19 protein-coding genes are annotated in these 24302 nt (G+C 61.2%); 15 read left to right on the forward strand and 4 right to left on the reverse strand.

Annotated features, from left to right (window positions below; translation table 11 throughout):
• Positions 1-194 precede the first annotated feature (194 nt).
• Together RGM2987_RS18630 and RGM2987_RS18635 are read right to left on the reverse strand one after the other, a co-directional pair.
• Positions 195-1589, reverse strand: coding sequence for a PhoH family protein (locus tag RGM2987_RS18630; protein ID WP_245144046.1), 1395 nt, complete (start codon positions 1587-1589; stop codon positions 195-197).
• Positions 1590-1926: 337 nt separating this feature from the next.
• Positions 1927-3051 carry a polysaccharide deacetylase family protein gene (locus tag RGM2987_RS18635; protein ID WP_245144048.1) on the reverse strand — a complete coding sequence of 375 codons (1125 nt, stop codon included), beginning with the start codon at positions 3049-3051 and terminating at the stop codon, positions 1927-1929.
• Positions 3052-3347: 296 nt separating this feature from the next.
• Here RGM2987_RS18635 and yaaA point away from each other — a divergent pair, with 296 nt between their 5' ends.
• Positions 3348-4127 carry a peroxide stress protein YaaA gene (gene yaaA / locus RGM2987_RS18640; RefSeq protein WP_245144050.1) on the forward strand — a complete coding sequence of 260 codons (780 nt, stop codon included), beginning with the start codon at positions 3348-3350 and terminating at the stop codon, positions 4125-4127.
• Positions 4128-4205: 78 nt separating this feature from the next.
• Here the strand turns inward: yaaA and RGM2987_RS18645 are convergent, their stop codons facing one another.
• Positions 4206-4427 (reverse strand): hypothetical protein, encoded by a 222-nt coding sequence (locus RGM2987_RS18645; RefSeq protein WP_245144053.1) that lies wholly within the window; start codon positions 4425-4427, stop codon positions 4206-4208.
• A gap of 510 nt (positions 4428-4937) precedes the next feature.
• Between RGM2987_RS18645 and RGM2987_RS18650 the strand changes: the two genes are divergently transcribed.
• The 14 genes from RGM2987_RS18650 (at position 4938) to RGM2987_RS18715 (ending at position 23102) form a co-directional block, all read left to right on the forward strand.
• Entirely contained in the window at positions 4938-6254 is a 1317-nt protein-coding gene (locus RGM2987_RS18650) for a UDP-glucose/GDP-mannose dehydrogenase family protein (protein WP_245144055.1), read from the forward strand.
• Positions 6255-6351: 97 nt separating this feature from the next.
• On the forward strand, positions 6352-7836 hold the full coding sequence (gene alg8, locus RGM2987_RS18655) for a mannuronan synthase (protein ID WP_245144168.1): 1485 nt from the start codon (positions 6352-6354) through the stop codon (positions 7834-7836).
• Between the two features lie 35 nt (positions 7837-7871).
• On the forward strand, positions 7872-9041 hold the full coding sequence (locus RGM2987_RS18660; RefSeq protein WP_245144058.1) for an alginate biosynthesis protein Alg44: 1170 nt from the start codon (positions 7872-7874) through the stop codon (positions 9039-9041).
• 14 nt (positions 9042-9055) lie between these two features.
• Positions 9056-10558: an alginate biosynthesis TPR repeat lipoprotein AlgK gene (algK, locus tag RGM2987_RS18665; protein WP_348529644.1), complete on the forward strand. Its 1503-nt coding sequence runs from the start codon at positions 9056-9058 to the stop codon at positions 10556-10558.
• Positions 10559-10563: 5 nt separating this feature from the next.
• Positions 10564-12048 (forward strand): alginate export family protein, encoded by a 1485-nt coding sequence (locus RGM2987_RS18670; RefSeq protein WP_245144173.1) that lies wholly within the window; start codon positions 10564-10566, stop codon positions 12046-12048.
• Between the two features lie 26 nt (positions 12049-12074).
• Positions 12075-13664, forward strand: coding sequence for a mannuronan 5-epimerase AlgG (gene algG / locus RGM2987_RS18675; RefSeq protein WP_245144061.1), 1590 nt, complete (start codon positions 12075-12077; stop codon positions 13662-13664).
• 11 nt (positions 13665-13675) lie between these two features.
• Complete coding sequence (locus RGM2987_RS18680) at positions 13676-15124, forward strand: alginate O-acetyltransferase (protein ID WP_245144063.1); 1449 nt, start codon at positions 13676-13678, stop codon at positions 15122-15124.
• Positions 15125-15135: 11 nt separating this feature from the next.
• Positions 15136-16269: a mannuronate-specific alginate lyase gene (locus tag RGM2987_RS18685; RefSeq protein WP_280639990.1), complete on the forward strand. Its 1134-nt coding sequence runs from the start codon at positions 15136-15138 to the stop codon at positions 16267-16269.
• A gap of 217 nt (positions 16270-16486) precedes the next feature.
• Positions 16487-18052 carry an MBOAT family protein gene (locus RGM2987_RS18690; RefSeq protein WP_245144065.1) on the forward strand — a complete coding sequence of 522 codons (1566 nt, stop codon included), beginning with the start codon at positions 16487-16489 and terminating at the stop codon, positions 18050-18052.
• An 11-nt stretch (positions 18053-18063) separates the two neighbouring features.
• Positions 18064-19239, forward strand: a complete 1176-nt coding sequence (locus tag RGM2987_RS18695; protein WP_245144068.1) for an alginate O-acetyltransferase — start codon at positions 18064-18066, stop codon at positions 19237-19239.
• Between the two features lie 14 nt (positions 19240-19253).
• Positions 19254-19919, forward strand: coding sequence for an alginate O-acetyltransferase AlgF (locus RGM2987_RS18700; protein WP_245144070.1), 666 nt, complete (start codon positions 19254-19256; stop codon positions 19917-19919).
• Positions 19920-20152: 233 nt separating this feature from the next.
• Positions 20153-21604, forward strand: coding sequence for a mannose-1-phosphate guanylyltransferase/mannose-6-phosphate isomerase (locus RGM2987_RS18705; protein WP_245144072.1), 1452 nt, complete (start codon positions 20153-20155; stop codon positions 21602-21604).
• A 172-nt stretch (positions 21605-21776) separates the two neighbouring features.
• Complete coding sequence (locus tag RGM2987_RS18710; protein ID WP_245144074.1) at positions 21777-22241, forward strand: multidrug transporter; 465 nt, start codon at positions 21777-21779, stop codon at positions 22239-22241.
• Positions 22242-22277: 36 nt separating this feature from the next.
• Positions 22278-23102 (forward strand): SDR family oxidoreductase, encoded by an 825-nt coding sequence (locus RGM2987_RS18715; RefSeq protein ID WP_245144076.1) that lies wholly within the window; start codon positions 22278-22280, stop codon positions 23100-23102.
• A gap of 333 nt (positions 23103-23435) precedes the next feature.
• Here the strand turns inward: RGM2987_RS18715 and RGM2987_RS18720 are convergent, their stop codons facing one another.
• On the reverse strand, positions 23436-24299 hold the full coding sequence (locus tag RGM2987_RS18720; RefSeq protein WP_245144078.1) for an HlyD family secretion protein: 864 nt from the start codon (positions 24297-24299) through the stop codon (positions 23436-23438).
• Positions 24300-24302 lie beyond the last annotated feature (3 nt).

Below are 24302 nucleotides of genomic sequence, written 5' to 3' on the forward strand. Positions count from 1 at the left end.
TTGTCGCACCTGAGGTGCGCTGTAATTTCCCAGACACCGCATATCCCCTTGTGGGAGCGGGCTTGCTCGCGAATGCAGTGGGTCAGTTGATCAACAGGCGTCTGACACACCGCTTTCGCGAGAAAGCCCGCTCCCACAGGGTTATGTGCAAGGCGAAAAAACCGGGCGGCCATAGGCCGTCCGGTCTGGTTGGGTTACAGGTGCGATTCGGCGTATTCGGCCAGGATCGAGCGCGGTACGCCTTGCAGGGTGATGTGGACCCCGTTGGGGAAGTCCTTGAAGCGTTCGGTCAGGTAGGTCAGCCCGGAACTGGTCGCGGACAGGTAAGGGGTGTCGATCTGCGCCAGGTTACCCAGGCACACCACTTTGGAACCGGCACCGGCACGGGTGATGATGGTTTTCATCTGGTGCGGGGTGAGGTTCTGGCATTCGTCGATCAGGATCAGGCTCTGCTGGAAGCTGCGGCCGCGGATGTAGTTGAGGGATTTGAACTGCAACGGCACTTTGCTGAGGATGTAGTCGACGCTGCCATGGGTGCTTTCGTCATCCATGTGCAAGGCTTCGAGGTTGTCGGTGATGGCCCCCAGCCAAGGCTCCATTTTTTCCGCCTCGGTGCCGGGCAGAAAGCCGATCTCCTGGTCCAGGCCCTGCACGCTGCGGGTGGCGATGATGCGCCGGTAGCGCTTGCTGACCATGGTCTGCTCGATGGCGGCGGCCAGAGCCAGGATGGTCTTGCCGGAACCTGCGGCACCGGACAGGTTGACCAGGTGGATGTCCGGATCGAGCAAGGCAAACAGCGCCAGGCTCTGGTAGATGTCACGAGGCTTGAGGCCCCAGGCTTCCTGATGCAGCAGGGGTTCCTGGTGCAGGTCAAGAATCAGCAGTTTGTCGACCTGGATTTCCTTGATCCAGCCGACGAATCCTTGTTCGTCGATGATGAATTCGTTGATGTGCACCGCCGGCAGGTTGTCGATCAGTTGCACCTGGTGCCAGGTGCGGCCGTGGTCCTGGCGGGTTTCGACCTTGCTCACGCGGTCCCAGAAGGAGCCGGTCATGGTGTGGTAGCCGTTGGGCAACAGCGAGACATCGTCAACCAACTGGTCGGTGCTGTAGTCCTCTGCCGCGATCCCGCAGGCGCGGGCCTTGAGGCGCATGTTGATGTCTTTGGTCACCAGCACCACGGCTTGATCCTTGTTGCGCGCGTGCAGGTCGATCAACTGGTTGATGATGATGTTGTCGTTCAGGTGTTCAGGCAGCACCAGGTTGGGCTCGGTGCGTTTGCTCATCAGGATCGACAGCAAGCCCTTGGGGCCACCTTTGCCACGCTGGATCGGCACGCCCAGCTCGACGTCTTCCGGGGAGGCATCGCCCAGGGTCTTGTCGATCAGGCGGATTGCCTGACGGCATTCGGCCGCAACGCTGTGGTGCCCGCTCTTGAGTTTGTCCAGTTCCTCAAGCACGGTCATCGGGATGGCGACGTGGTGTTCTTCGAAGTTCAGGAGCGCGTTTGGATCGTGGATCAATACGTTGGTATCGAGTACATAGAGGATTGGCTGGTTGGAGGAAGGGCTACGTCCGTGGTCATCCATACTCGGTCACCTATGTGGGGGCCATTCGACGCAATACCGTGACAGTGCTGCGCCTCGAAGTAGCCACCGAATTCACCCGCAAGGCTTGAGGTGAAGTGCACACAATCTGGGTCTTGGAAGACGCCACCTGTGTTGCAGGTTTCGGCGGTCTGACTTCTTGATACTCCAAAAACCATGACAGGAAAAAGCACTTTGACGCTTTTTTGAAGTTTATTTTGCAGAGTGACGAATAACCCTTGGCGTACCGCCGTCGCGCCGTTAAAGTCGGAAGTCCGGTCGTCATGAATGTGCGCCGGTTTTTCCCCCTTCCCCAATGTTTCCGGGCCTTTCAGGCTTTTCAGCGAAACGCCTCCTGGCAGTCTTCCCAACCGATCCCGCTTTGCGCCGTCTGCGTCATGAGCCAGGGCAATGCCGTTTTGACGCCATCCTGCCTTGCGTTGAAGTTGATCACGCCATGGCGCCACAACAGCATCAGGGTCAGGGCACGCTGGGCACTCTGCTCGGGCTTGAGCCGACCGGTACTGTCCAGAGGGTCGATGTCCCACAACGCCACTTGCAGGCCCTGGCTGCGGAAAAACCCTTCGGCGTCGCCCCGGCGCTGGCCTTGGGGTGGCCGGAACAGCGGCACGTAGTTTTCCGGCAGCTTGCCCTTGACCAACTCGACGCTGCGCCGCACCGAATCCTGCCAGTCCTGCCAATAACTGTGGGAGCGGAATTCCCAGCCCTGGACACCCACGCACTGCCCTGAATACAACCCCTGGAGGCTGTTGACCGAGCGTTCCGCCAGCCGCGCCTGGATGTCCTTGCCCAACACGAAAAACGTGCCGTTCAGGTTCGACTTGCGCAGGTAATCGGCCAGCCACTGGGTATTGTCCGGTACGACATTGGCGCCACTGTCGAAGGTCAGCAGGAACAACCGGTCATTCATCTGCTCGCCGTTGCGCTCGTAATCACCGAACCGGGCGATTTCGCTGCTCGACTGCGGAAACAGAGCGGCTTTGCGCAGCAGTTCATCCCGGTATTGAGTGTGGAAGATCTGGCTCGGCGCGGCCCACTTGATGTAGTAAGAGGTGTCATCGAGATGGAATCGGCGGGCCTCCTCGCGCAAGGTAGCCATGTCTTCTACCAGGTAACAGAACGACGCATCCTGGTCACAACTGCGCTGGGCGAAGTTGTAGCCGTCCAAGAGCCGCCGCCAGAGTCGTTCGCGAAGCGCGTCGATCGCGTCCATATTGACGGTGCGCAGCCCCAGATATTGTTTCAACGCGGTTTCGTCCATGGCATCGGCGTCCAGCAACACCCGGGCGAACATCAGGATCTCGGCCCGCGAGGCCACATCGAACAGGGTCGGGCTGGTGAGTTGTTCCGGCCAGGTACTGCGATCCAGGGTGGCGACGTCGTTGGGCGCGGCCATGACGCCCAGGCTCAAGAGCCAGGCCGATAACAGAAGAACGATGCGCAAGAGGGATGTCTCCATAACGAAAGCCGCGGCGGCATCATAGCCGATCCTGGGGTGACGACTTCGCTACTCGAGTCTGCTTTTGTGGCGAGGGAGCTTGCTCCCGCTCGAGCGCGAAGCGGTCGCCGGCATTTCTGGGGCTGCTTCGCAACCCAGCGGGAGCAAGCTCCCTCGCCACAAGAGCTGGTGGCACCCAGGCCATGGACTGAATCGCCGCCACCCATCACCTATCACCCCAATAGCTGGAGTCCACCCGGACAACCCCCTAGAATCGCCGCACCTTTAAAGGAGACGATTGCATGCTGATGGTGATTTCCCCCGCCAAGACCCTCGACTACGAAACACCGCCGGTCACCGAGCGTTTTACTCAGCCGCAGTACCTGGACCACTCCCAGGAGCTGATCGAACAGCTGCGCGAGCTGTCGCCGGCACAGATCAGCGAACTGATGCACGTTTCCGACAAGATCGGCGGCCTCAACGCCGCGCGGTTCGGCAGTTGGACCCCAGCGTTCACCCCGGCCAATGCCAAGCAAGCGCTGCTGGCCTTCAAGGGCGATGTCTATACCGGGCTGGACGCACAAAGCCTGGGCGAAGCCGACTTCGACTACGCCCAGCAACACCTGCGCATGCTTTCCGGACTCTACGGCCTGCTGCGCCCACTGGACCTGATGCAACCCTATCGCCTGGAAATGGGCACCAAGCTGGCCAACGCCCGCGGCAAGGATCTCTATGCATTCTGGGGTACACGGATCAGCGAATGGCTGAACGAAGCCTTGGTCGATCAGGGTGACGACATCCTGTTGAACCTGGCCTCCAATGAATACTTCTCGGCGGTCAAGCGCAGTGCACTTAACGCTCGGGTCATCGACACCGAGTTCAGGGACCTGAAAAATGGCCAGTACAAGATCATCAGTTTCTATGCCAAGAAGGCCCGGGGCCTGATGAGTCGCTTCGTGATCCAGGAACGGATCAACGATCCCCAGGCACTCAAGCAATTCGATGTGCAGGGTTATCGATTCAACCCGGAGCAGTCGAGCCCGGACAAACTGGTATTCCTGCGCGACCATGCCCCGGAATAAGGCATAACCTTATATCGCCCCCTGATCGGGGGCTTCGATCAAAGTCTCATTTGTCATCTTACTTACCCGCCCACTTCGTCAGCTCCCTGACGCCAATAAATCGTCCCACTCCATCGCTAACTTTTCTTTCACTCGACACTCGTCAGTTTTTTGCGTAGTGGCACCAAAAATTTTTACCAGTAGTGGCACAAAAATATCGACCCCGCTTAACTCCCCATCAATAAAGGCCAAAACAGCCCGTGCCATCATATTGCAAGTAGTGCCATCTTCTAAAATATTTCGAAAAATTTCGAAAATCACGATGAGCGGATAGGAACTATGTCAATTTGCACGGCTCATACCACCCGTAACGATTCTCGCCGCGTCTGTAAGAGAAAACTTACATGGGATGTCGACCACAGTAACCAAGTTGTCACGACAACTAAGCGAAACGGTCGCCTTAATGAACCCAAGATGGAAGGACAGGAGATAACGCACCATAACTATCCCCTACAAGGCCAAGGCTGCGCCCCTATAACGTGCTCACCCGAGCACACAAGCTTCTGATTTTGTGGGCTTTTTGCCAGAAGTCAGAAGTGTAGGACCTTTGCACGGACGTTCCCGACAACGAGGACAGGCTGCATAACAGGGCAGGTCATAACAACTAGGCCGCTTTGCGCACAACTTGAGTGCAATTATTTAGACACTCGGAACTTTGTATGCCTGCACACGGCACTGTGGCGCCTGCATTCCACACTTCCGAGTGCACGATGACCGCTGAACACTATTAACTCCGGCCATTTAATGGCGTGAAAAACAGAGGTAAATGCGATGCGCATTAGCATATTTGGTTTGGGTTACGTCGGTGCAGTATGTGCCGGTTGCCTGTCTGCACGGGGCCATGATGTAGTTGGCGTAGATGTCGCCAAAGACAAAATCGACATGATCAACGCCGGTAAATCGCCGATCGTTGAACCGGGTCTTGGCGAACTGCTGGCACAAGGCATTCAAACAGGTCGACTGCGCGGCACTACCAACTTCGCCGAAGCTATTCGCGATACTGACCTGTCGATGATCTGTGTCGGTACACCTAGCAAAAAGAACGGCGACCTCGAACTTAACTACATCGAAGCCGTATGCCGCGAGATCGGTTTTGTCCTGCGTGACAAAACCACCCGCCACACCATCGTGGTTCGCAGCACCGTCTTGCCGGGCACTGTCGCAAACGTTGTCATCCCGATTCTCGAAGACTGCTCCGGCAAGAAAGCCGGTGTCGATTTCGGCGTCGCGGTCAACCCAGAGTTCCTGCGCGAAAGCACCGCGATCAAAGACTACGACCAGCCTCCGATGACCGTCATCGGCGAGTTCGACACCGCCTCCGGCGACGTCCTGCAATCGCTGTACGAAGAACTCGACGCACCGATCATCCGCAAGGACATCGCCGTCGCCGAGATGATCAAGTACACCTGCAACGTCTGGCACGCCACCAAGGTGACCTTCGCCAACGAGATCGGCAACATCGCCAAGGCCGTCGGCGTCGATGGCCGTGAAGTGATGGACGTGGTCTGCCAGGACAAGGCCCTGAACCTGTCCCAGTACTACATGCGCCCTGGCTTCGCCTTCGGCGGCTCCTGCCTGCCCAAAGACGTTCGCGCCCTGACCTACCGCGCCAGCTCCCTGGACGTGGAAGCGCCGCTGCTCAACTCGCTGATGCGCAGTAACGAGTCCCAGGTGCAGAACGCCTTCGACATCGTTTCCAGCCACGACAAACGCAAAGTCGCCCTGCTGGGCCTGAGCTTCAAGGCCGGCACCGACGACCTGCGCGAGAGCCCGCTGGTTGAACTGGCGGAAATGCTGATCGGCAAGGGCTACGACCTGCGCATCTACGACAGCAACGTCGAATACGCCCGCGTCCACGGTGCGAACAAGGACTACATCGAGTCGAAGATCCCTCACGTCTCGTCCTTGCTCAACTCCGACTTCGACTCGGTGATCGACAGCTCCGACATCATCATCCTGGGCAACCGCGATGAGAAGTTCCGTGCACTGACCGAGAACGTACCGGAAGGCAAGCAGGTCATCGACCTGGTCGGCTTCATGGCCAAGACCACTCATGAAAGTGGCCGGGCCGAAGGCATCTGCTGGTAAGTCTGTTTGCCGGCCGGGGCTCGCCCCGGCCGGCCTTTCGCCTGCCTTAACCCATCGGGCCGCCCACAAGGCCCGCCCGAGATAGAGACGGATGCAGATTATGCACAGGCTAAAGCACGGCCTGCTTCAGGCCGCCGGTTGGCTGTTTTACTTGAGTTTATTGATGGGCATCGCCACGGCGCTGCCCACGTCCACGTTCGACTCCGAATCCAAGGACTTCATCTTCCTGATCGGCGCCGTGGGCATCTGGCGTTACTCCATGGGCGCGACGCATTTCGTTCGCGGCATGATCTTTTTGTACATCGTCTACCCGCACCTGCGCCGCAAGGTACGCAAGCTGGGCAAGGCGGCGGATCCGTCCCACGTGTTCCTGATGGTCACCAGCTTCCGGATCGATGCGCTGACCACCGCCCAGGTCTACAGTTCGGTGATTCGCGAAGCCATCGACTGCGAGTTGCCGACCACCGTGGTCTGCTCCATCGTCGAGATGTCCGACGAACTGCTGGTCAAGAGCCTCTGGGCCCGCATGAACCCGCCAGAGCGGGTCAAGCTGGACTTCGTGCGCATCCCCGGCACCGGCAAGCGTGACGGCCTGGCCTTCGGTTTCCGCGCCATCTCCCGCCACTTGCCGGACGACCGCGCAGTGGTCGCCGTGATCGATGGCGACACCGTGCTCGCCGAAGGCGTCGTGCGCAAGACCGTGCCGTGGTTCCAGCTGTTCGGCAACGTCGGCGGCCTGACCACCAACGAGTTCTGCGAAGTGCGTGGCGGCTACATCATGGCTGAATGGCACAAACTGCGATTCGCCCAGCGTCACATCAACATGTGCTCCATGGCCCTGTCCAAGCGTGTGCTGACCATGACCGGGCGTATGTCGGTGTTCCGCGCCACCGTGGTGACCAATCCGGAATTCATCGCCGACGTGGAAAGCGACTCGCTGCAACACTGGCGCCTGGGCCGCTTCAAGTTCCTCACCGGCGATGACAAGTCGAGCTGGTTCAGCCTGATGCGCCTGGGCTACGACACCTTCTACGTGCCGGATGCGGCGATCAACACGGTCGAGCACCCGCCGGAAAAGAGCTTCATCAAGGCCAGCCGCAAGCTGATGTTCCGTTGGTATGGCAACAACCTGCGGCAGAACTCCCGGGCGCTGGGCCTGGGTCTGCGGCGCCTGGGCCTGTTTACCTCGGTGGTGCTGCTCGACCAGCGCGTATCGATGTGGACTTCGCTGCTGGGCCTGACCGTGGCCCTGATCGCCAGCTTCAAGTACGGCACCGCGTTCATCCTGGTGTATCTGCTGTGGATCGGCATCACCCGGTTGATCCTGACCCTGCTGCTGTCGTGCTCCGGACACCGGATCGGCCCGGCCTACCCGATGATTCTCTATTACAACCAGATCGTCGGCGCGCTGGTGAAGATCTACGTGTTCTTCCGCCTCGACCAACAGTCCTGGACTCGCCAGCCCACTGCCCTGACCCGTGATCTCGCCAGCTTTCAACGTTGGTTCAACACTTGGTCGTCTCGGACCATGACCTTCTCCGCCGGCAGCATTTTTGTCGCCGTGCTGCTGACGATGGTCTGACCGGACTTGAATGAATTAACCAGGAAATCGCCCCTATGAATACCGCCGTGAACGTCAATGTAGTGCATGAATCCGAAGCCCAGCGCCAACACGCCCGGGTGAAAATCCCGGCCAAGCTGCGCTTTTTCGGTCCCGACCGCACGCCAATGGAAGTCAAGGTCCTGGACCTGTCCGCGGGCGGCCTTTGCTTCAACGCCGGCCAGATGCCGCTCAAAGTGGGCGAGACCTACAAGGCTCGCCTGCAGTTCGTGATCGACAACCTGGGCCTGGCCATGGACGTGGAGTTGCAGATCCGCTCCCACGACCGCCAGACCGGCCGCACCGGTTGCCAGTTCCAGAACCTGGAACCGCGGGACATCGCTACGCTGCGCCACATCATCACCTCGCACCTGGCCGGCGACATCGTCGGTGTCGGCGACGTGCTGGCGACCTTGCAGCGCGACAACTTCACCAAGGCACGCAAGCAGAAAGACGACAGCGGCGGCATGACGGCTTTCGGGCGCCTGCGCGCAGTGACCTTCAGCCTCGGGATCTTCGTCGTCGGCCTGGCCGCGTTCGGCTTCATCTTCAAGTCGGTGTACGGCATGTACTTCGTCAGCCACGCCCAGGCAGGCCTGGTGAACGTACCGGGCATGGCGATCACCATGCCGCGCGACGGCACCGTGCAGAGCCTGGTCAAGGCTGACGGCGCAGCCGCCAAGGGCGCCCCGCTGGCAACCTTCAGCACCAGCATGCTCGACGTGCTCAAGGGCCATCTGGACGACAACCAGCTGCAACCGGCCAAGGTCGAGGAACTGTTCGGCAAGCAAATGACCGGCACCCTGACCTCCCCTTGCGACTGCATCGTTTCCCAGCAACTGGTCGCCAACGGTCAGTACGCCAGCAAGGGCGACGTGATCTTCCAACTGGTGCCGCGCGGCACCGAGGCCAACGTCGAGGCACGCTTCTCCTATCGCCAGTTCGGCGATGTGCGCCCAGGCACCCCGGTCAACTTCCAGGTCGCCGGCGAAGACACCACCCGCACCGGCAAAATCGTCAGCAGCACCAGCCTGAAAAGCGAAGACCTGTCCTCCGATATCCGTGTCCTGATCAAGCCTGACGAACCTCTGGACAGCGCACTGGCCGGTCGTCCGGTTGAAGTTCACAGCGACCGTGGCCCAAGCCTGAACTGGCTGATCGACAAAGCCATGGCTGTTGGTAAGTAAGCGAGGACATGCCCGTGACCATTCCACAAAACAACAGCGCACCGTTCTCCCTGTGGGAGCGGGCTTGCTCGCGAAAGGATCGACTCGGCCTGCCTGCTGCACCGCAGCGCCTGCTTCGCGAGCAAGCCCGCTCCCACATTGGGACGCTCTGTGCCGTTGCACTGGCGGTCAGCCTCAGCGGCTGTGCCGGCCTGCCCGACCAACGCCTGGCGAACGAAGCGCTCAAGCGCGGCGACACGGCGTTGGCGCAACAGAACTATCAGCAACTGGCAGACCTGGGCTACAGCGAAGCCCAGGTGGGCCTGGCCGATATCCAGGTGGACAGCCATGATCCGGAGCAGATGAGAAAAGCCGAGGCGACTTACCGTGCCGCGGCCGACATCTCGCCCCGGGCCCAGGCGCGCCTGGGTCGCCTCCTGGTGGCAAAGCCCGGTTCCACCGAGGCTGAAAAGCACGAAGCCGAAGGCCTGTTGAAGAAAGCCTTTGCCAACGGTGAAGGCAACACCCTGATCCCGCTGGCGATGCTGTACCTGCAATACCCGCACAGCTTCCCGAACGTCAACGCCCAGCAGCAGATCAGCCAATGGCGCAGCGCCGGCTATCCGGAAGCGGGCCTGGCGCAGATTCTGCTCTACCGCACCCAGGGCACCTACGACCAGCACCTGGACGAAGTAGAGAAAGTCTGCAAGGCCGCCCTCGCCACCACCGACATCTGCTACGTCGAACTGGCCACGGTCTACCAGAAACGTGGCCAGGCGGACCAGCAGGCCGCATTGATCCAGCAGATGCAGGACGGTCACGCCCGCGGCGTGGTCTCCGCACAACGGGTGGACAGCGTCGCCCGCGTCCTGGCCGACGCCAGCCTGGGCAAGACGGACGAGAAAACCGCCCAGTCGCTGCTCGAAGGCATCGCCCCCGGCTACCCCGCTGCGTGGGTCAGCCTGGCGCAGTTGCTCTACGATTTCCCCGAGCTGGGTGACGTCGACAAGATGATGCAGTACCTGGAAAACGGCCGTGCCGCCGACCAGCCTCGCGCCGAGCTGCTGCTGGGCAAGCTGTACTACGAAGGCAAGTGGGTGCCGGCCGACGCCAAGGCTGCCGAAGAACACTTCCAGAAAGCCGTGGGCCGCGAAGTGGCCGCCGATTACTACCTCGGCCAGCTCTATCGCCGCGGTTACCTGGGCCAGGTGTATTCGCAAAAAGCCCTGGACCACCTGCTCAAGGCGGCCCGCAACGGCCAGAACAGCGCCGACTTTGCCATTGCCCAGCTGTTTTCCCAGGGCAGGGGCACCAAGCCCAATCCGGTCAACGCCTATGTGTTCAGCCAGTTGGCCAAAGCGCAGAACACCCCGCAAGCGATCGAGCTTGCCCAGACCCTCGAAGCACAATTACCGCCGCAACAGCTTGCACAAGCCCAACGCCTGCTACAACAAGAGCAGGCCATTCGTGGAGCGATGAGCCCCGATACGCTGGAACTGCAAGCCCTAAAAGAAGATGACGGCGAGGAAAAACCATGAATCCATTGAAACTCAATCCTTTTGTGAAGGCCGGAATTGGCCTGACGTTCGCCCTGCTGTGGTCCTGCCCGACCCTGGCGGCGCTGACTGAAAGCAAGAATTTTGGCCTGGAAGTGAAAATCACCGGCCAGTCCGAGGACGACCGCGACCTGGGCACCCAGAGCGGTGGCGATGTCAACGGTATCGGCCTGGACCTGCGTCCCTGGGTCTACGGCGAAAGCGGCAACTGGAGCGCCTACGCCATGGCCCAGGCCGTGACCTCCACCGACATCATCGAGACCGACACGCTGCAACAGTCCGATGGCGCGACCGAGCAGACCGACAGCGGTGATCGCGAAGCCAAGAAAAGCTACCTGGCGATGCGCGAATTCTGGATTGGCTACAGCGGCCTGACCCCGTATCCGGGCGAGCAGTTGAAGTTCGGTCGCCAGCGCCTGCGCAACGACGACGGCCAATGGCGCGATACCAACATCGAAGCCCTGAACTGGACCTTCGACACCACGCTGCTGCGGGCCAACGTCGGCGTCGCCGAACGTTTCAGCGAATACCGCACCGACCTCAAGGAATTGTCCCCCAAGGACAAGGACCGCCTGCACGTCTACGGCGATGTGGCTTACCAGTGGATGCCAGGCCAGTGGGCCGGTATCCGTGCGCACCACACCCACGACAATGGCAGCCTCGACTACCCGGTCCCGGGCGAACCCACCGACACGCTGGACAAGACCCAGAACGGTGACATCTCCTGGCTGGGCCTGGAAGCCAACAGCGACGCCTACAACTGGCGCAACACCAACACCGTCAACTACTGGGCCAGCCTCACCGGCATGAGTGGCGATCGCGACACCGTCAATGCGCTCAACGCCGACGGCACGCGTCCGGCGCAAGCCAAGCGCAGCGAAGACCTGAACGGCTGGGCCACTGACCTGGGCATCCGCCTGCGTCTCGATCCGCAATGGCAAGTCGGTGCGGCCTATGCCCGCGCCAGCGACGAATACCAACAGAACGGCCTGCAAAGCAACCGCTCCAACTACACCGGCACCCGCTCACGCGTCCACCGTTTCGGCGAAGCGTTCCGCGGCGAAATGGCCAACACCCAGAGCGCCAGCCTCTTCGGGTCCTGGCAGCTGCGTGACGAATACGACGCCAGCCTGGTGTACCACAAGTTCTGGCGCGTGGACGGCAACAAGCCGGTGGGCAGCAACGGCATCAACGCCGTGGAAAACAACACCGACGACGTGACCGGCGCCATCCTGTCCACCTCCACCCTGCCGCTGCGCGATGGCGACAAGGACCTGGGCCAGGAAGTCGACCTGGTGGTCACCAAGTACTTCAAGCAAGGGTTGCTGCCGGCCGCGCTGAGCCAGTCCATCGATGAGCCGTCGGCGCTGGTGCGCTTTCGTGGCGGCGTGTTCAAGCCAGGCGATGCCTACGGCAAAGAGGTCGATTCGTACATGCATCGCGCCTTTGTCGACGTGATCTGGCGCTTCTGATGCGAATGACCATGGGAGTGCCCGAAATGAACCGCTACCTCAGGAACAGCCAGGCGATGAAAGGTTCGATCAGCCTGTTGGTCGCAGCCATGCTGCTGGCCGGCTCGCCGGCGTTCGCCAACGTTGAACCGGCGGTCAAGCCGGGCAACGTGGTCAAGGGACTGCAAAGAGCCAAGACCTACACCGTCAGCAGCGCGCCGACCGCCCCGCTGGAACTGGCCGCGCCGACCTTGCCCGACCTCAAGGGCTACACCGCCGAAGCGGTGGCAGCCAAGATCGTGCGGACCAAGGCCGGCAAAGTCAGCGTGCGCCGGATGATGCAGGAAAACGCCTTGAAGGACTTCATCGGCGGGGACAACAAGATGGCCGAATGGGTGGTGCGTCAGCACGGTATCCCACAGGCCATCTTCCTCGACGATGGCTACATGAACCTCAAGGACCTGGTCAAGAAAGTGCCCAAGTACGTGATCGAAACCTCGCCAGGTGTCTACCTGGCGAAGATCCCGATCGTGGTCGGCCAGAAGGGCATCCTGGAAATCGACAAACAGACCCAGGAACTGCGCCTGTCCCAGGAGGGCGGCGCGTTCCTGGTCAACGATGGCAAGATGTTCATCCGCGACACCAAGGTCACCGGCTGGCGTGAAAAGGACAACGGCCCAGCCACGTTCCGCTCGCCCAAGGAATTCCGTCCGTTCCTGCTCTCATGGGGCGGCACCGAGACCTACATCGTCAACACCAAGATGGCGAGTTTCGGCTACTCCAACAGTAAGTCGTACGGGGTGAGTATTTCCCAGTACACGCCGAACATGGCCAAGGTCCTCAAGCGTCCGGAACCGACCGGCTGGATCATCGGTTCCGAGTTCTCGGACATGTGGTACGGCTTCTACTGCTACGAGACCCGCGACTTCGTGGTCAAGAGCAACACCTACAAAGACAACATCGTCTACGGCATCGACCCCCACGACCGTTCCCATCGGCTGATCATTGCCGACAACACCGTCTACGGGACCAAGAAGAAGCACGGGATCATCATTTCCCGTGAGGTCAACGACAGCTTCATCATCAACAACCGCAGCTACGACAACAAGCTCTCGGGCGTGGTGATCGACCGTAACAGCGTGAACAACCTGATTGCCTACAACGAGATCTACAAGAACCACACCGACGGCATCACCCTCTATGAGAGTGCCGACAACCTGTTGTGGGGCAACAAGGTGATCAGCAACCAGCGCCACGGCATCCGGATTCGTAACAGCGTGAACATCCGCCTGTACGAAAACCTGTCCATGGCCAACGGCCTGACCGGCTTGTACGGCCACATCAAGGACCTGTCCAACACCGACCGGGACATCAAGCTCGACCCGTTCGACGCGGAGGTCTCGCTGATCGTGGTCGGCGGCGAACTGGCCGGCAATGGCAGTGGCCCGTTGTCCATCGACTCGCCCCTGAGTGTCGAGCTGTACCGCGTGTCCATGCTCGCGCCGACCAAATCCAGCGGCATCAGCTTCACGGGAATCCTGGGCGAACGCCAGGATGAAATTCTCGACCTGCTGGTGCGCCAGCAGAAAGCCGTGCTGATCGACCCTGTCGAACGCCAGACCGAATTGCGGGACTGAGGATGACTTTTATGAACCCACAGATGATCAAACTCCTGGGCCTGTCCGCCCTGACTGCCGGCATTCTCGCTGCTGCAAGCGGCGCACGCGCCGACGAAATCAAGGCGCCGACCTTCACTGCCGAGCCGTGCTGCAACCTGTGCCCGGAAGCCCGCGACCCGAAGAACTACACCACCCGTTACCAGCAGAACTTCACCACGCTGGTACAGGCCCAGGGCGACTGGCTGTTCCGGACCCAGGAAGACCTGCGGACTGAATTCAACACCACCCCGGCCGGCTACCAGCGCCTGCAACAGCTGCATGATGCGTTCAAGAAGAAAGGCGTCGAACTGGTGCTCGTCTACCAGCCGACCCGTGGCCTGGTGAACCGCAACAAACTCAATCCGCAGGAAAAGGCCAGCTTCGACTACGAGAAAGCCCTGGGCAACTACAAGACCATGCTCGGTCGCTTCGCCCAGATGGGCTACGTGGTACCGGACCTCTCGCCGCTGACCAACGAGAACCTGCCCGAGACCCTGCCGGCCCACGATTTCTACTTCCGTGGCGACCAGCACTGGACCCCGTACGGCGCCCAGCGCACGGCAAAAATCGTCGCCGAGAAGGTCAAGCAGCTCCCGGCTTTCGCCGATATTCCCAAGCGCGAGTTCGAGACCAAGCGATCCGGGCGCATGGGCAAGACCGGCACCCTGCACAACATGGCCGGGCAACTGTGTGGCACCAGCTACGCGATCCAGTACATGGACCAGTTCACCACCGAGCCCAAGGGCGAGGCCGGCGACGGCGATCTGTTCGGCGATTCCGGCAATCCGCAGATCACCCTGGTGGGCACCAGTCATAGCGGCAAGAACTACAACTTTGCCGGCTTCCTGGAAGAAGCCATCGGCGCCGACATTCTCAACGTGGCCTTCCCGGGCGGCGGTTTCGAGGGCGCGATGATCCAGTACCTGGGCAGCGAAGAATTCCAGAAGAACCCACCGAAGATTCTCATCTGGGAATTCTCGCCGCTGTATCGCCTGGACCAGGAAACCATCTACCGCCAGATGTTTGCCCTGCTGGACAACAACGGCTGCGAAGGCAAGCCGGCCCTGATGAGCAGCAAGACTGCCCTCAAGCCTGGCAAGAACGAATTGATGGTCAACAGCAAGAACATGGACCTGCGCAACAGCAGTCACCAAGTCGACATCCGCTTCGCCGACACGTCGGTGAAAACCTTGCACGCCACCCTCTGGTACATGAATGGGCGCCACGAGGATATCAAGATCGAAAAACCGGATACCTCCGAAACCGACGGGCGTTTCGCCTTCCAGTTGCGCACCGACGAAGACTGGGCCTCGCAAACCCTGCTGGCTGTCGAAGTCGAGGGCCCCGAAGCCGGTGCAGCGCCACAGCAAGTGGAAGCGAAAGTCTGCAAACGAAACGCATCTGTGCCAACCGAACAAACGGCTCAGATCGGACAATGAGGTCTCGTCTCATGACCAGAACCATGCGTACCCGAACGTTGAAACAGCTGCTGGCGCCGTCCCTGCTGACCCTGGCGATGTTCGCCGGGGCCACCCAGGCCGCCGCCCCGCTGCGCCCGCCACAGGGCTACTTTGCACCGATCGAGAAGGTCAAGGCCGGCGAACGCGGCCAGGGCTGCGACGCCGTACCGACGCCCTACACCGGCTCGCTGCAGTTTCGCAGCAAGTACGAGGGCTCCGACAAGGCCCGGGCGACCCTGAACGTGCAGTCGGAAAAAGCCTTTCGCGACAGCACTGCCGACATCACCAAAATCGAGCGTGGCGTCAGCAAGCAAGTGATGCAGTTCATGCGTGACGGCCGCCCTGAACAACTGGAATGCACGCTGAACTGGCTGACCACCTGGGCCCAGGCCGATGCGCTGATGTCCAAGGACTTCAACCACACCGGCAAGTCGATGCGCAAATGGGCCCTGGGCAGCATGGCTTCTGCGTACGTGCGCCTGAAATTCTCCGAGTCTCGCCCATTGGCGAACCACCAGGAGCAGGCGCAACTGATCGAAAACTGGTTCAGCCGCATGGCCGACCAGGTGGTCAGCGACTGGGACAACCTGCCGTTGGACAAGACCAACAACCATTCCTACTGGGCCGCCTGGTCGGTGATGGCCACCTCCGTGGCGACCAACCGGCGTGACCTGTTCGACTGGGCCGTCAAGGAATACAAGGTCGGCGTCAACCAGGTCGACGCCGACGGCTTCCTGCCCAACGAACTCAAGCGCAAGCAACGCGCGCTGTCCTACCACAACTACGCCCTGCCGCCGCTGGCGATGATCGCCAGTTTCGCCCAGGTCAACGGCGTGGACCTGCGCCAGGAAAACAACGCGGCCCTCAAGCGCCTTGGCGACCGCGTCCTGGCCGGGGTGAAAGACCCGGACATCTTCGAAGAGAAGAACGGCGATGAACAGGACATGAAGGATTTGAAGGTCGACTCCAAATTCGCCTGGCTCGAACCGTTCTGCAGCCTCTACACCTGCCCCGAGGATGTGCTGGAACGCAAGCATGAGATGCAGCCGTTCAAGACCTTCCGCCTCGGTGGTGACCTGACCAAGGTGTATGACCCGGCAAACGAAAAAGGCAAAGGTTCTTAGACACGCAATCCTGTGGGAGCGGGCTTGCTCGCGAAAGCGGTCTGACATTCAACAGTGATGTCGACTGATCTACCGCTTTCGTCGGATCGCCGCCCGGAGCAAGCCCGCTCCCACAGGGAATGTGGTGTGTTTTGAAGTAATGAAACCTCCCGGTTTGGATGGGGGGGTTTGGGGGGGCTCTGGCCCTTGACTGTTGATTCAACATGGAGAGATCGGGATGGTATTTTCATCCAATGTGTTCCTGTTTCTGTTCTTGCCGATCTTTCTCGGCTTGTACTACTTGAGCGGGCAACGCTATCGCAACCTGCTGCTGCTGGTCGCCAGCTATGTGTTCTATGCCTGGTGGCGGGTGGACTTCCTGGCGTTGTTCGCCGGCGTGACCCTGTGGAACTACTGGATCGGCCTGAAAGTCGGCGCCGCCGGCGTGCGCACCAAACCGGCCCAGCGCTGGCTGTTGCTCGGCGTGGGCGTGGACCTGGCCATCCTGGGCTACTTCAAGTACGCCAACTTCGGGGTCGACAGCCTCAACGCGATCATCACCGGCTTCGGTCTGAATCCGTTCATCCTGACCCATGTGCTGTTGCCGATCGGGATCTCGTTCTACATCTTCGAGTCCATCAGCTACATCATCGACGTCTATCGCGGTGACACCCCGGCCACCCGCAACCTGATCGACTTCGCGGCGTTCGTGGCGATTTTCCCGCACCTGATCGCCGGTCCCGTGCTGCGTTTCCGTGACCTGGCCGACCAGTTCAACAATCGCACCCACACCCTGGACAAGTTCTCCGAAGGCTGCACCCGCTTCATGCAGGGCTTCATCAAGAAAGTGTTCATTGCCGACACCCTGGCGGTGGTGGCGGACCATTGCTTTGCCTTGCAGAACCCGACCACCGGCGATGCCTGGCTCGGTGCCCTGGCCTACACCGCGCAGCTGTACTTCGACTTCTCCGGCTACAGCGACATGGCCATCGGCCTGGGCCTGATGATGGGTTTCCGTTTCATGGAAAACTTCAAGCAGCCCTACATCAGCCAGTCGATCACCGAGTTCTGGCGCCGCTGGCACATCAGCCTGTCCACCTGGCTGCGTGACTACCTGTACATCACCCTGGGCGGCAACCGCAAAGGCACGTTGATGACCTATCGCAACCTGTTCCTGACCATGCTGCTCGGTGGTCTGTGGCACGGCGCGAACATCACCTACGTGATCTGGGGCGCCTGGCACGGGATCTGGCTGGCGATTGAAAAAGCCGTCGGCATCAACACCACGCCACGCAGCATCAACCCGATCCGCTGGGCCCTGACTTTCCTGCTGGTGGTGATGGGCTGGGTGATCTTCCGGGCCGAGAACCTGCACGTGGCCGGTCGCATGTACGGCGCCATGTTCAGCTTCGGCGACTGGTCGCTCTCGGAATTGACTCGCGCCAACCTCACCGGTTTGCAGATCGCCACGCTGGTGGTGGCCTACATCACCCTCGCCTTCTTCGGCCTGCGGGACTTCTACACCAACCGTCCACCGCTCAAGACCAAGCCTGAGGTGAACACCCAGGCCGACGGCCCGGCGACCGCACAACCGGGGATGATCAAGGCCGTTCCAGGCGACAATCCGTCGACTATCCATGAACCGGGCTACACCGTGGGTGTCGAAGCCCAGGTGCAACCGGCCTACTGGACCGTGGACTGGTCGCGCTACGTGATGCGCGCCCTGGTACTGCTGCTGTTCATCGCCTCGATTCTCAAACTCTCGGCGCAAAGCTTCTCGCCGTTCCTTTACTTCCAGTTCTGAGGGATCTGACCATGACCCGCTCATTACGCATCTTTTACGTCGCACTGTTCATGCTGATCCTGACAGCGTTGGGCCTGTGGTCGATGCGCAGTTTCTTCGGCTTCAGCACCAACCCCGACGCGACCGTGCTCAACGGTCGCTGGGCCAAGGCCGTGGAGACCCACTACGACGACGAGTTTCCGATCAAGCGCCTGGGCACCAACATCTGGGCCGCGCTGGACTACAAGCTGTTCAATGAAGGCCGCAAGGGTGTGGTCCTGGGCCGCGACCAGTGGCTGTTCAGCGACGAGGAGTTCAACCCGATCGTCAATGAAGAGCTGAACCTGCAAGGCAACTACGCGCTGGTCGAAGGCGTGCGCCAGAAGCTCAAGGACCAAGGCATCACCCTGGTCATGGCCATCGTGCCGGCCAAAGTGCGGCTGTATCCGGAGCACGTCGGTGAAGTGAAGCCGTCGAGCATCCACGCCAACCTTTACCAGGACTTCCATGCCCGCGTGGCGGCAGACAAGATCCTCGCCCCGGACCTGCTCGGCCCGCTGCAACAGGCCAAGCAAAACGGCCAGCAAGTGTTCCTGCGCACCGACACCCACTGGACGCCGGAAGGTGCCCAGGTCGCGGCAGACAACATTGCCAAGGCAATCGCCGAACGCACGCCGCTTGAAGGCCAGCCACAACGCTTCGTCACCGAGGCTGGGGAAAAGATCATCCACAAGGGCGACCTGCGCCAGTTCCTGCCGCTGGACCCCTTGTTCGAAAACCTGATGCCAGCCCAGGAGCCGCTGGTCAAGCGCAACACCCGTGAAGCCGACGACCAGCCGGCCCAAGGCGACGCGCTGTTTGCCGATGCCCAGGTGCCCGTGGCCCTGATCGGCACCAGCTACAGCGCCAACCCCAACTGGAACTTCGTCGGAGCCCTCAAACAAGCCCTGCACAGCGATGTCGTGAACTACGCCGAAGACGGCCATGGCCCGATCCTGCCGATGCTCAGCTACCTCAAGAGCGACGCCTTCAAGAACAGCCCGCCCCAGGTGCTGATCTGGGAGTTCCCTGAACGCTATCTGCCCGTGAACAACGAAATCGGCGACGCCGACCCGCAGTGGGTCGCAGAACTCAAACAAGCCGGTGCGCGCCAACAGAACGTTGCCGCCAACACTCAATCCGAGACGCCCGACCGGGCGCAAAACTGAAAGAGAGGTCCATCATGACTTTCAACACTACTCCTCGTCGTCTCGCTGCTCGCTCCTTCAAGGCCGTTGCCCTCGTCGCCAGCATGAGCGCCCTTTCCCTGTCCGCCTTTGCCGGTGACTCGGCCCTGTACGGGCCGGTCGCACCAAAAGGCTCCAGCTTCGTACGTATCTACAACGCCAGCAACGCCGAAGTCAGCGCCACCGTCGGCAGCACCAACCTGAGCGACGTGGCCCCACTGGCCAGCAGCGACTTCAGCTTCATGCCTGGCGGTGACTACAGCGCCAAGGTCGGCAGCCAGACCGTCCCGGTCAAACTGGCGCCCGATCACTACTACACCCTGGTCAACAACGCCACCGGCCAGCCTCAGCTGATCGAAGAACCGCCGTTCAAGAACAAGCAGAAGTCCCTGGTCCGCGTGCAGAACCTCACCGACAAGGCCCTGACCCTCAAGACCGCCGACGGCAAGACCGAAGTGGTCCCCAACGTTGCGGCCAAGGGCCGTGGCGAGCGTGAAATCAACCCGGTGAAAGTCAGCCTGGCGCTGTTCGAAGGCGACAAGAAAGTCGGCGACCTCAAGCCGGTCGCACTTGAGCGTGGTGAAGCAGCGGTGCTGTACGTCACCGGCTCCGGAAGCAGCTTGTCGCCGGTCTGGGTAAAGCGTCCAGTGTCAACCCGCTGATGGATTCGCTCGACTGACGCCTTACCCCCTGTGGGAGCGGCGGTGCGGCGATCCGACTTGCTCGCGAAAGCGGTCTGACATTCAACATCAATGTCGACTGATCTGCCGCCTTCGCGAGCAAGCCCGCTCCCACCCTGATCGAGGCGTCGCTCGAGCACGGAACAAGAACAAGAGAGTGAAACGACAGAACGCAGTAGCTCTAACAACCATTTCGCTTCAAAGGAGTAACAAACATGATTCCGGTGATCTTGTCAGGTGGTAGTGGCTCACGTCTTTGGCCGCTTTCGCGCAAGCAATTCCCTAAACAGTTCCTGGCCCTGACCGGCGAACACACCCTGTTCCAGCAGACCCTCGAACGCCTGGTCTTCGAAGGCATGGACACGCCGATCGTGGTCTGCAACAAAGACCACCGGTTCATCGTCAACGAGCAGTTGACCAACCGCAAGCTCGAAGCCCAGCGCATCCTGATGGAACCGTTCGGGCGCAACACCGCACCGGCCGTGGCCCTGACCGCGATGCTGCTGGTCAACGAGGGTCGCGACGAGCTGATGCTGGTGCTGCCGGCCGACCACGTGATCGAAGACCAGAAAGCCCTGCAACGCGCCCTGGCCCTGGCCACCGTGGCCGCCGAACGTGGCGAGATGGTGTTGTTCGGCGTTCCGCCGACCAAACCGGAAACCGGCTACGGCTATATCAAGTCGACCAACGACGCGCTGCTGCCTGAAGGCGTGAGCCGGGTGTCGCACTTCGTCGAAAAACCCGACGCCAAGCGCGCCACCGAATTCCTCGAAGCCGGCGGTTACTTCTGGAACAGCGGCATGTTCCTGTTCCGCGCCAGCCGCTTCCTGGAAGAGCTGAAAAAACACGATCCGGACATCTACGACACCTGCCTGCTGACCCTGGAGCGCAGCGAGCAGACGCCGGACACCGTGACCCTCGACGAAGCGACTTTCGCCTGCTGCCCGGACAACTCCATCGACTACGCCGTGATGGAAAAAACCCAGCGCGCCTGCGTGGTTCCCCTGGCCGCCGGCTGGAGTGATGTCGGTTGCTGGGCGTCGCTGTGGGAAGTCAACGAAAAAGACACCAACGGCAACGTCACCAAGGGCGACGTGGTGGTCCAGGACAGCCGCAACTGCATGATCCACGGCAACGGCAAACTGGTGTCGGTGATCGGCCTGGAAAACATCGTGGTGGTCGAAACCAAGGACGCCATGATGATCGCCCACAAGGACAAGGTCCAAGGCGTGAAACAGATGGTCAACACCCTCAATGCCCAAGGCCGCACCGAGACCCAGAACCACTGCGAGGTCTACCGTCCGTGGGGTTCCTATGATTCGGTGGACATGGGCGGGCGCTTCCAGGTCAAGCACATCTCGGTCAAGCCGGGCGCGTGCCTGTCGTTGCAGATGCACCACCACCGCGCCGAACACTGGATCGTGGTCAGCGGCACCGCCGAAGTGACCTGCGACGAAAACGTGTTCCTGCTCACCGAGAACCAGTCGACCTACATCCCGATCGCGTCGGTTCACCGCCTGCGCAACCCGGGCAAGATCCCGCTGGAAATCATCGAAGTGCAGTCCGGCAGCTACCTGGGCGAAGACGACATCGAACGCTTCGAAGACATCTACGGGCGCTCCACCCCGGTCGAGCGCGGCGTGTCGGTGAAAACCATCGCCCAATAACGATCAGCAACGATCAGCAGAACAAGAAGCCCCCATCCAGCCCACTGCGTCCCCTATCCGCAGCGGGTTGGGTGGGGGCTTTTTTCTTGAGCCCGGCGCCGGGCGCACAACGGCGCTTCAACACTGCCCGCCTCCTCGGTAGGATGTGCCTACGGTCTCGGAGGCTTCCAACATGCTTATCGGCGTCTTGCTGGTTATCACCTGGCTTATCCTCTTGTTGCGCTACCCGGCCAAGGCGTTGCCAGTCTCCATGGCGGCGTTCGTCGGGCTGGGCCTGGTCGCCGGTTGGGTGCTCTGGCAGGAAAACCGCGAGAACCGGCAACTGGATCGCCTGGAACTGCGGGTGACCTATGCCCCCGGACACTGCCCCGCCGACCGTCCCCTGGCGTTGACCCTGAACAACGGCAACGACGTGCCGCTGGTTGAGTTGCGCTGGCGGATCGCGGCCTACGCCCCCGGGGACACCATCAACCTGGCCGACAACCCTTACGATGCACCGCGCTACCGTGGCCCCGGCGAACTGCAACCGGGCGCCAGCTGGCAGGACTGCCTGCCCCTGCCGCCACTGCGCCCCGGTTATCGTGCACAGAGCCTGGAGTTTCGCGCCGAGCGATTGCACGGTAGCTTCTCCAACTGATTCCACTCCTCCACTTTCTTGCACAAGGAATGCGCCATGCCTGTCGCGTTGATCACCGGATGTTCCAGCGGCATCGGCCGCGCCCTGGCCGATGCCTTCAAGGCTGCCGGGTATCAGGTTTGGGCCACTGCGCGGAAAGCCGAGGATGTGGCGGCGCTGGGCGCTGCCGGGTTTACCGCCGTTCAGTTGGACGTGAATGATGGCCCGGCGCTGGAGCAGTTGAGCGAGCGGATCAACCAGCAGCACGGCGGCCTGGACGTACTGATCAACAATGCCGGCTACGGTGCCATGGGCCCCCTGCTGGATGGCGGTGTACCGGCGATGCAGCGTCAGTTCGAAACCAATGTGTTTGCCATCGTCGGGGTGACCCGCGCACTGTTCCCGGTGCTGCGCCGGGCCAAGGGCCTGGTGGTGAATATCGGCAGCGTGTCCGGGGTGCTGGTCACGCCGTTTGCCGGGGCGTATTGCGCCTCGAAAGCTGCCGTGCACGCCCTGAGCGATGCGCTGCGCATGGAGCTGGCGCCGTTTGGGATTCGGGTGATGGAGGTCCAGCCCGGCGCCATTGCGTCCAGCTTTGCCAGGAATGCGGGCCATGAAGCTGAACAACTGATCAGCGAACAGTCGCCCTGGTGGCCGCTGCGCGACGGCATCCGCGCCCGGGCCAAGGCGTCCCAGGACAACCCTACCCCGGCCAGCGAATTCGCCGCTGGACTGCTCAAGGCCGTGCAACAACCCAAGCCCCCGCGCCTGCTGCGCCTGGGCAACGGCAGCCGGTCACTGCCGCTGATGGCCGGCTGGCTGCCCAAGGGGTTGCTGGAGAAGGGCTTGAGGAAACGGTTTGGCCTGGGGGGCTCGCTTTGACCTGAAGGTCCTTTTGGGGCGGCTTCGCCACCCAGCGGGAGCAAGCTCCCTCGCCACAGACGATCGGTGACTCCAAGCCCACCGCAGACTCTGTGGGAGCGAGCCTGCTCGCGATGACGGCGGCACATCCAACATCAATGCAAGCTGAACCAACGCTATCGCGAGCAAGCTTTGCTCCCACAGAGCCCGTGGCATGCCACCAGATCCCAAATACACCACACATCCACTGTGGGAGCGGGCTTGCTCCGGGCGGCGATCCGACGAAAGCGTCAGTCCAGCCAATATCCTCGTCGACTGACCCACCGCCTTCGCGAGCAAGCCCGCTCCCACCGATCACCGCCCGGCCTGGTTTTCCACCACCACCGTACAGGTCATCCCCGCCGCCAGCAGCACACCCTCCGGCACTTCATCCAGATGAATTCGCACCGGCACACGCTGCGCCAGGCGGACCCAGTTGAAGGTCGGGTTGACGTCGGCGATCAGCTCGCGGCTCTGAGGATTGTCGCGGTCGTAGATGCCGCGGGAGATGCTTTCCACATGCCCCTTGAGTAGCTCGCCGCTCATCAACTGCAACTGCGCCGAATCGCCGATTCGGACCTTGGGCAGCTTGGTTTCTTCAAAGAAGCCGTAGACCCAGAATGAATTCATGTCGACCACGGCCATTTTCGCCTCGCCGATGCGCGCATAGTCGCCGCGATGCACGTTGAGGTTGGTGACGTAGCCATCCACCGCCGCGCGGACTTCGGTGCGCGACAGGTTCAGCTCGGCAGCTTCCAGCTGTGCCTGGGCGTGCTGGTAGTCGGCCAGGGCCGAGTCGGCGATGTTACTGGCGTCATCGCGGCTTTCCCGGGAGATCACCAGGCTGTCCAGGTCGGCGCGGCGATGGGCATTGACCTTGCGCATTTCCCAGGTGGCCTTGCGCGACGCCACGAGTGAGCGAGCCTGTTGCACCGCGATGCGGTAGTGCTCGGGGTCGATACGCATCAGCAGGTCGCCCTTTTTCACCAACTGGTTGTCGCGCACCGGCACTTCGACCACCTCGCCGCTGACGTCCGCCGCGACATTGATGATGTCGGCTCGCACCCGGCCATCGCGGGTCCAGGGGGTGTTCATGTAGTGCTCCCACAGCGTGCGGCCAATCCACAGCGCCAGGGCCAGCACCAGCAGCGTCGCAAACAGGCTGAAAAACTTTTTCATCGC

Origin of the sequence: Pseudomonas sp. RGM2987 (assembly GCF_022952855.1) — a bacterium.
Taxonomy (GTDB): domain Bacteria; phylum Pseudomonadota; class Gammaproteobacteria; order Pseudomonadales; family Pseudomonadaceae; genus Aquipseudomonas.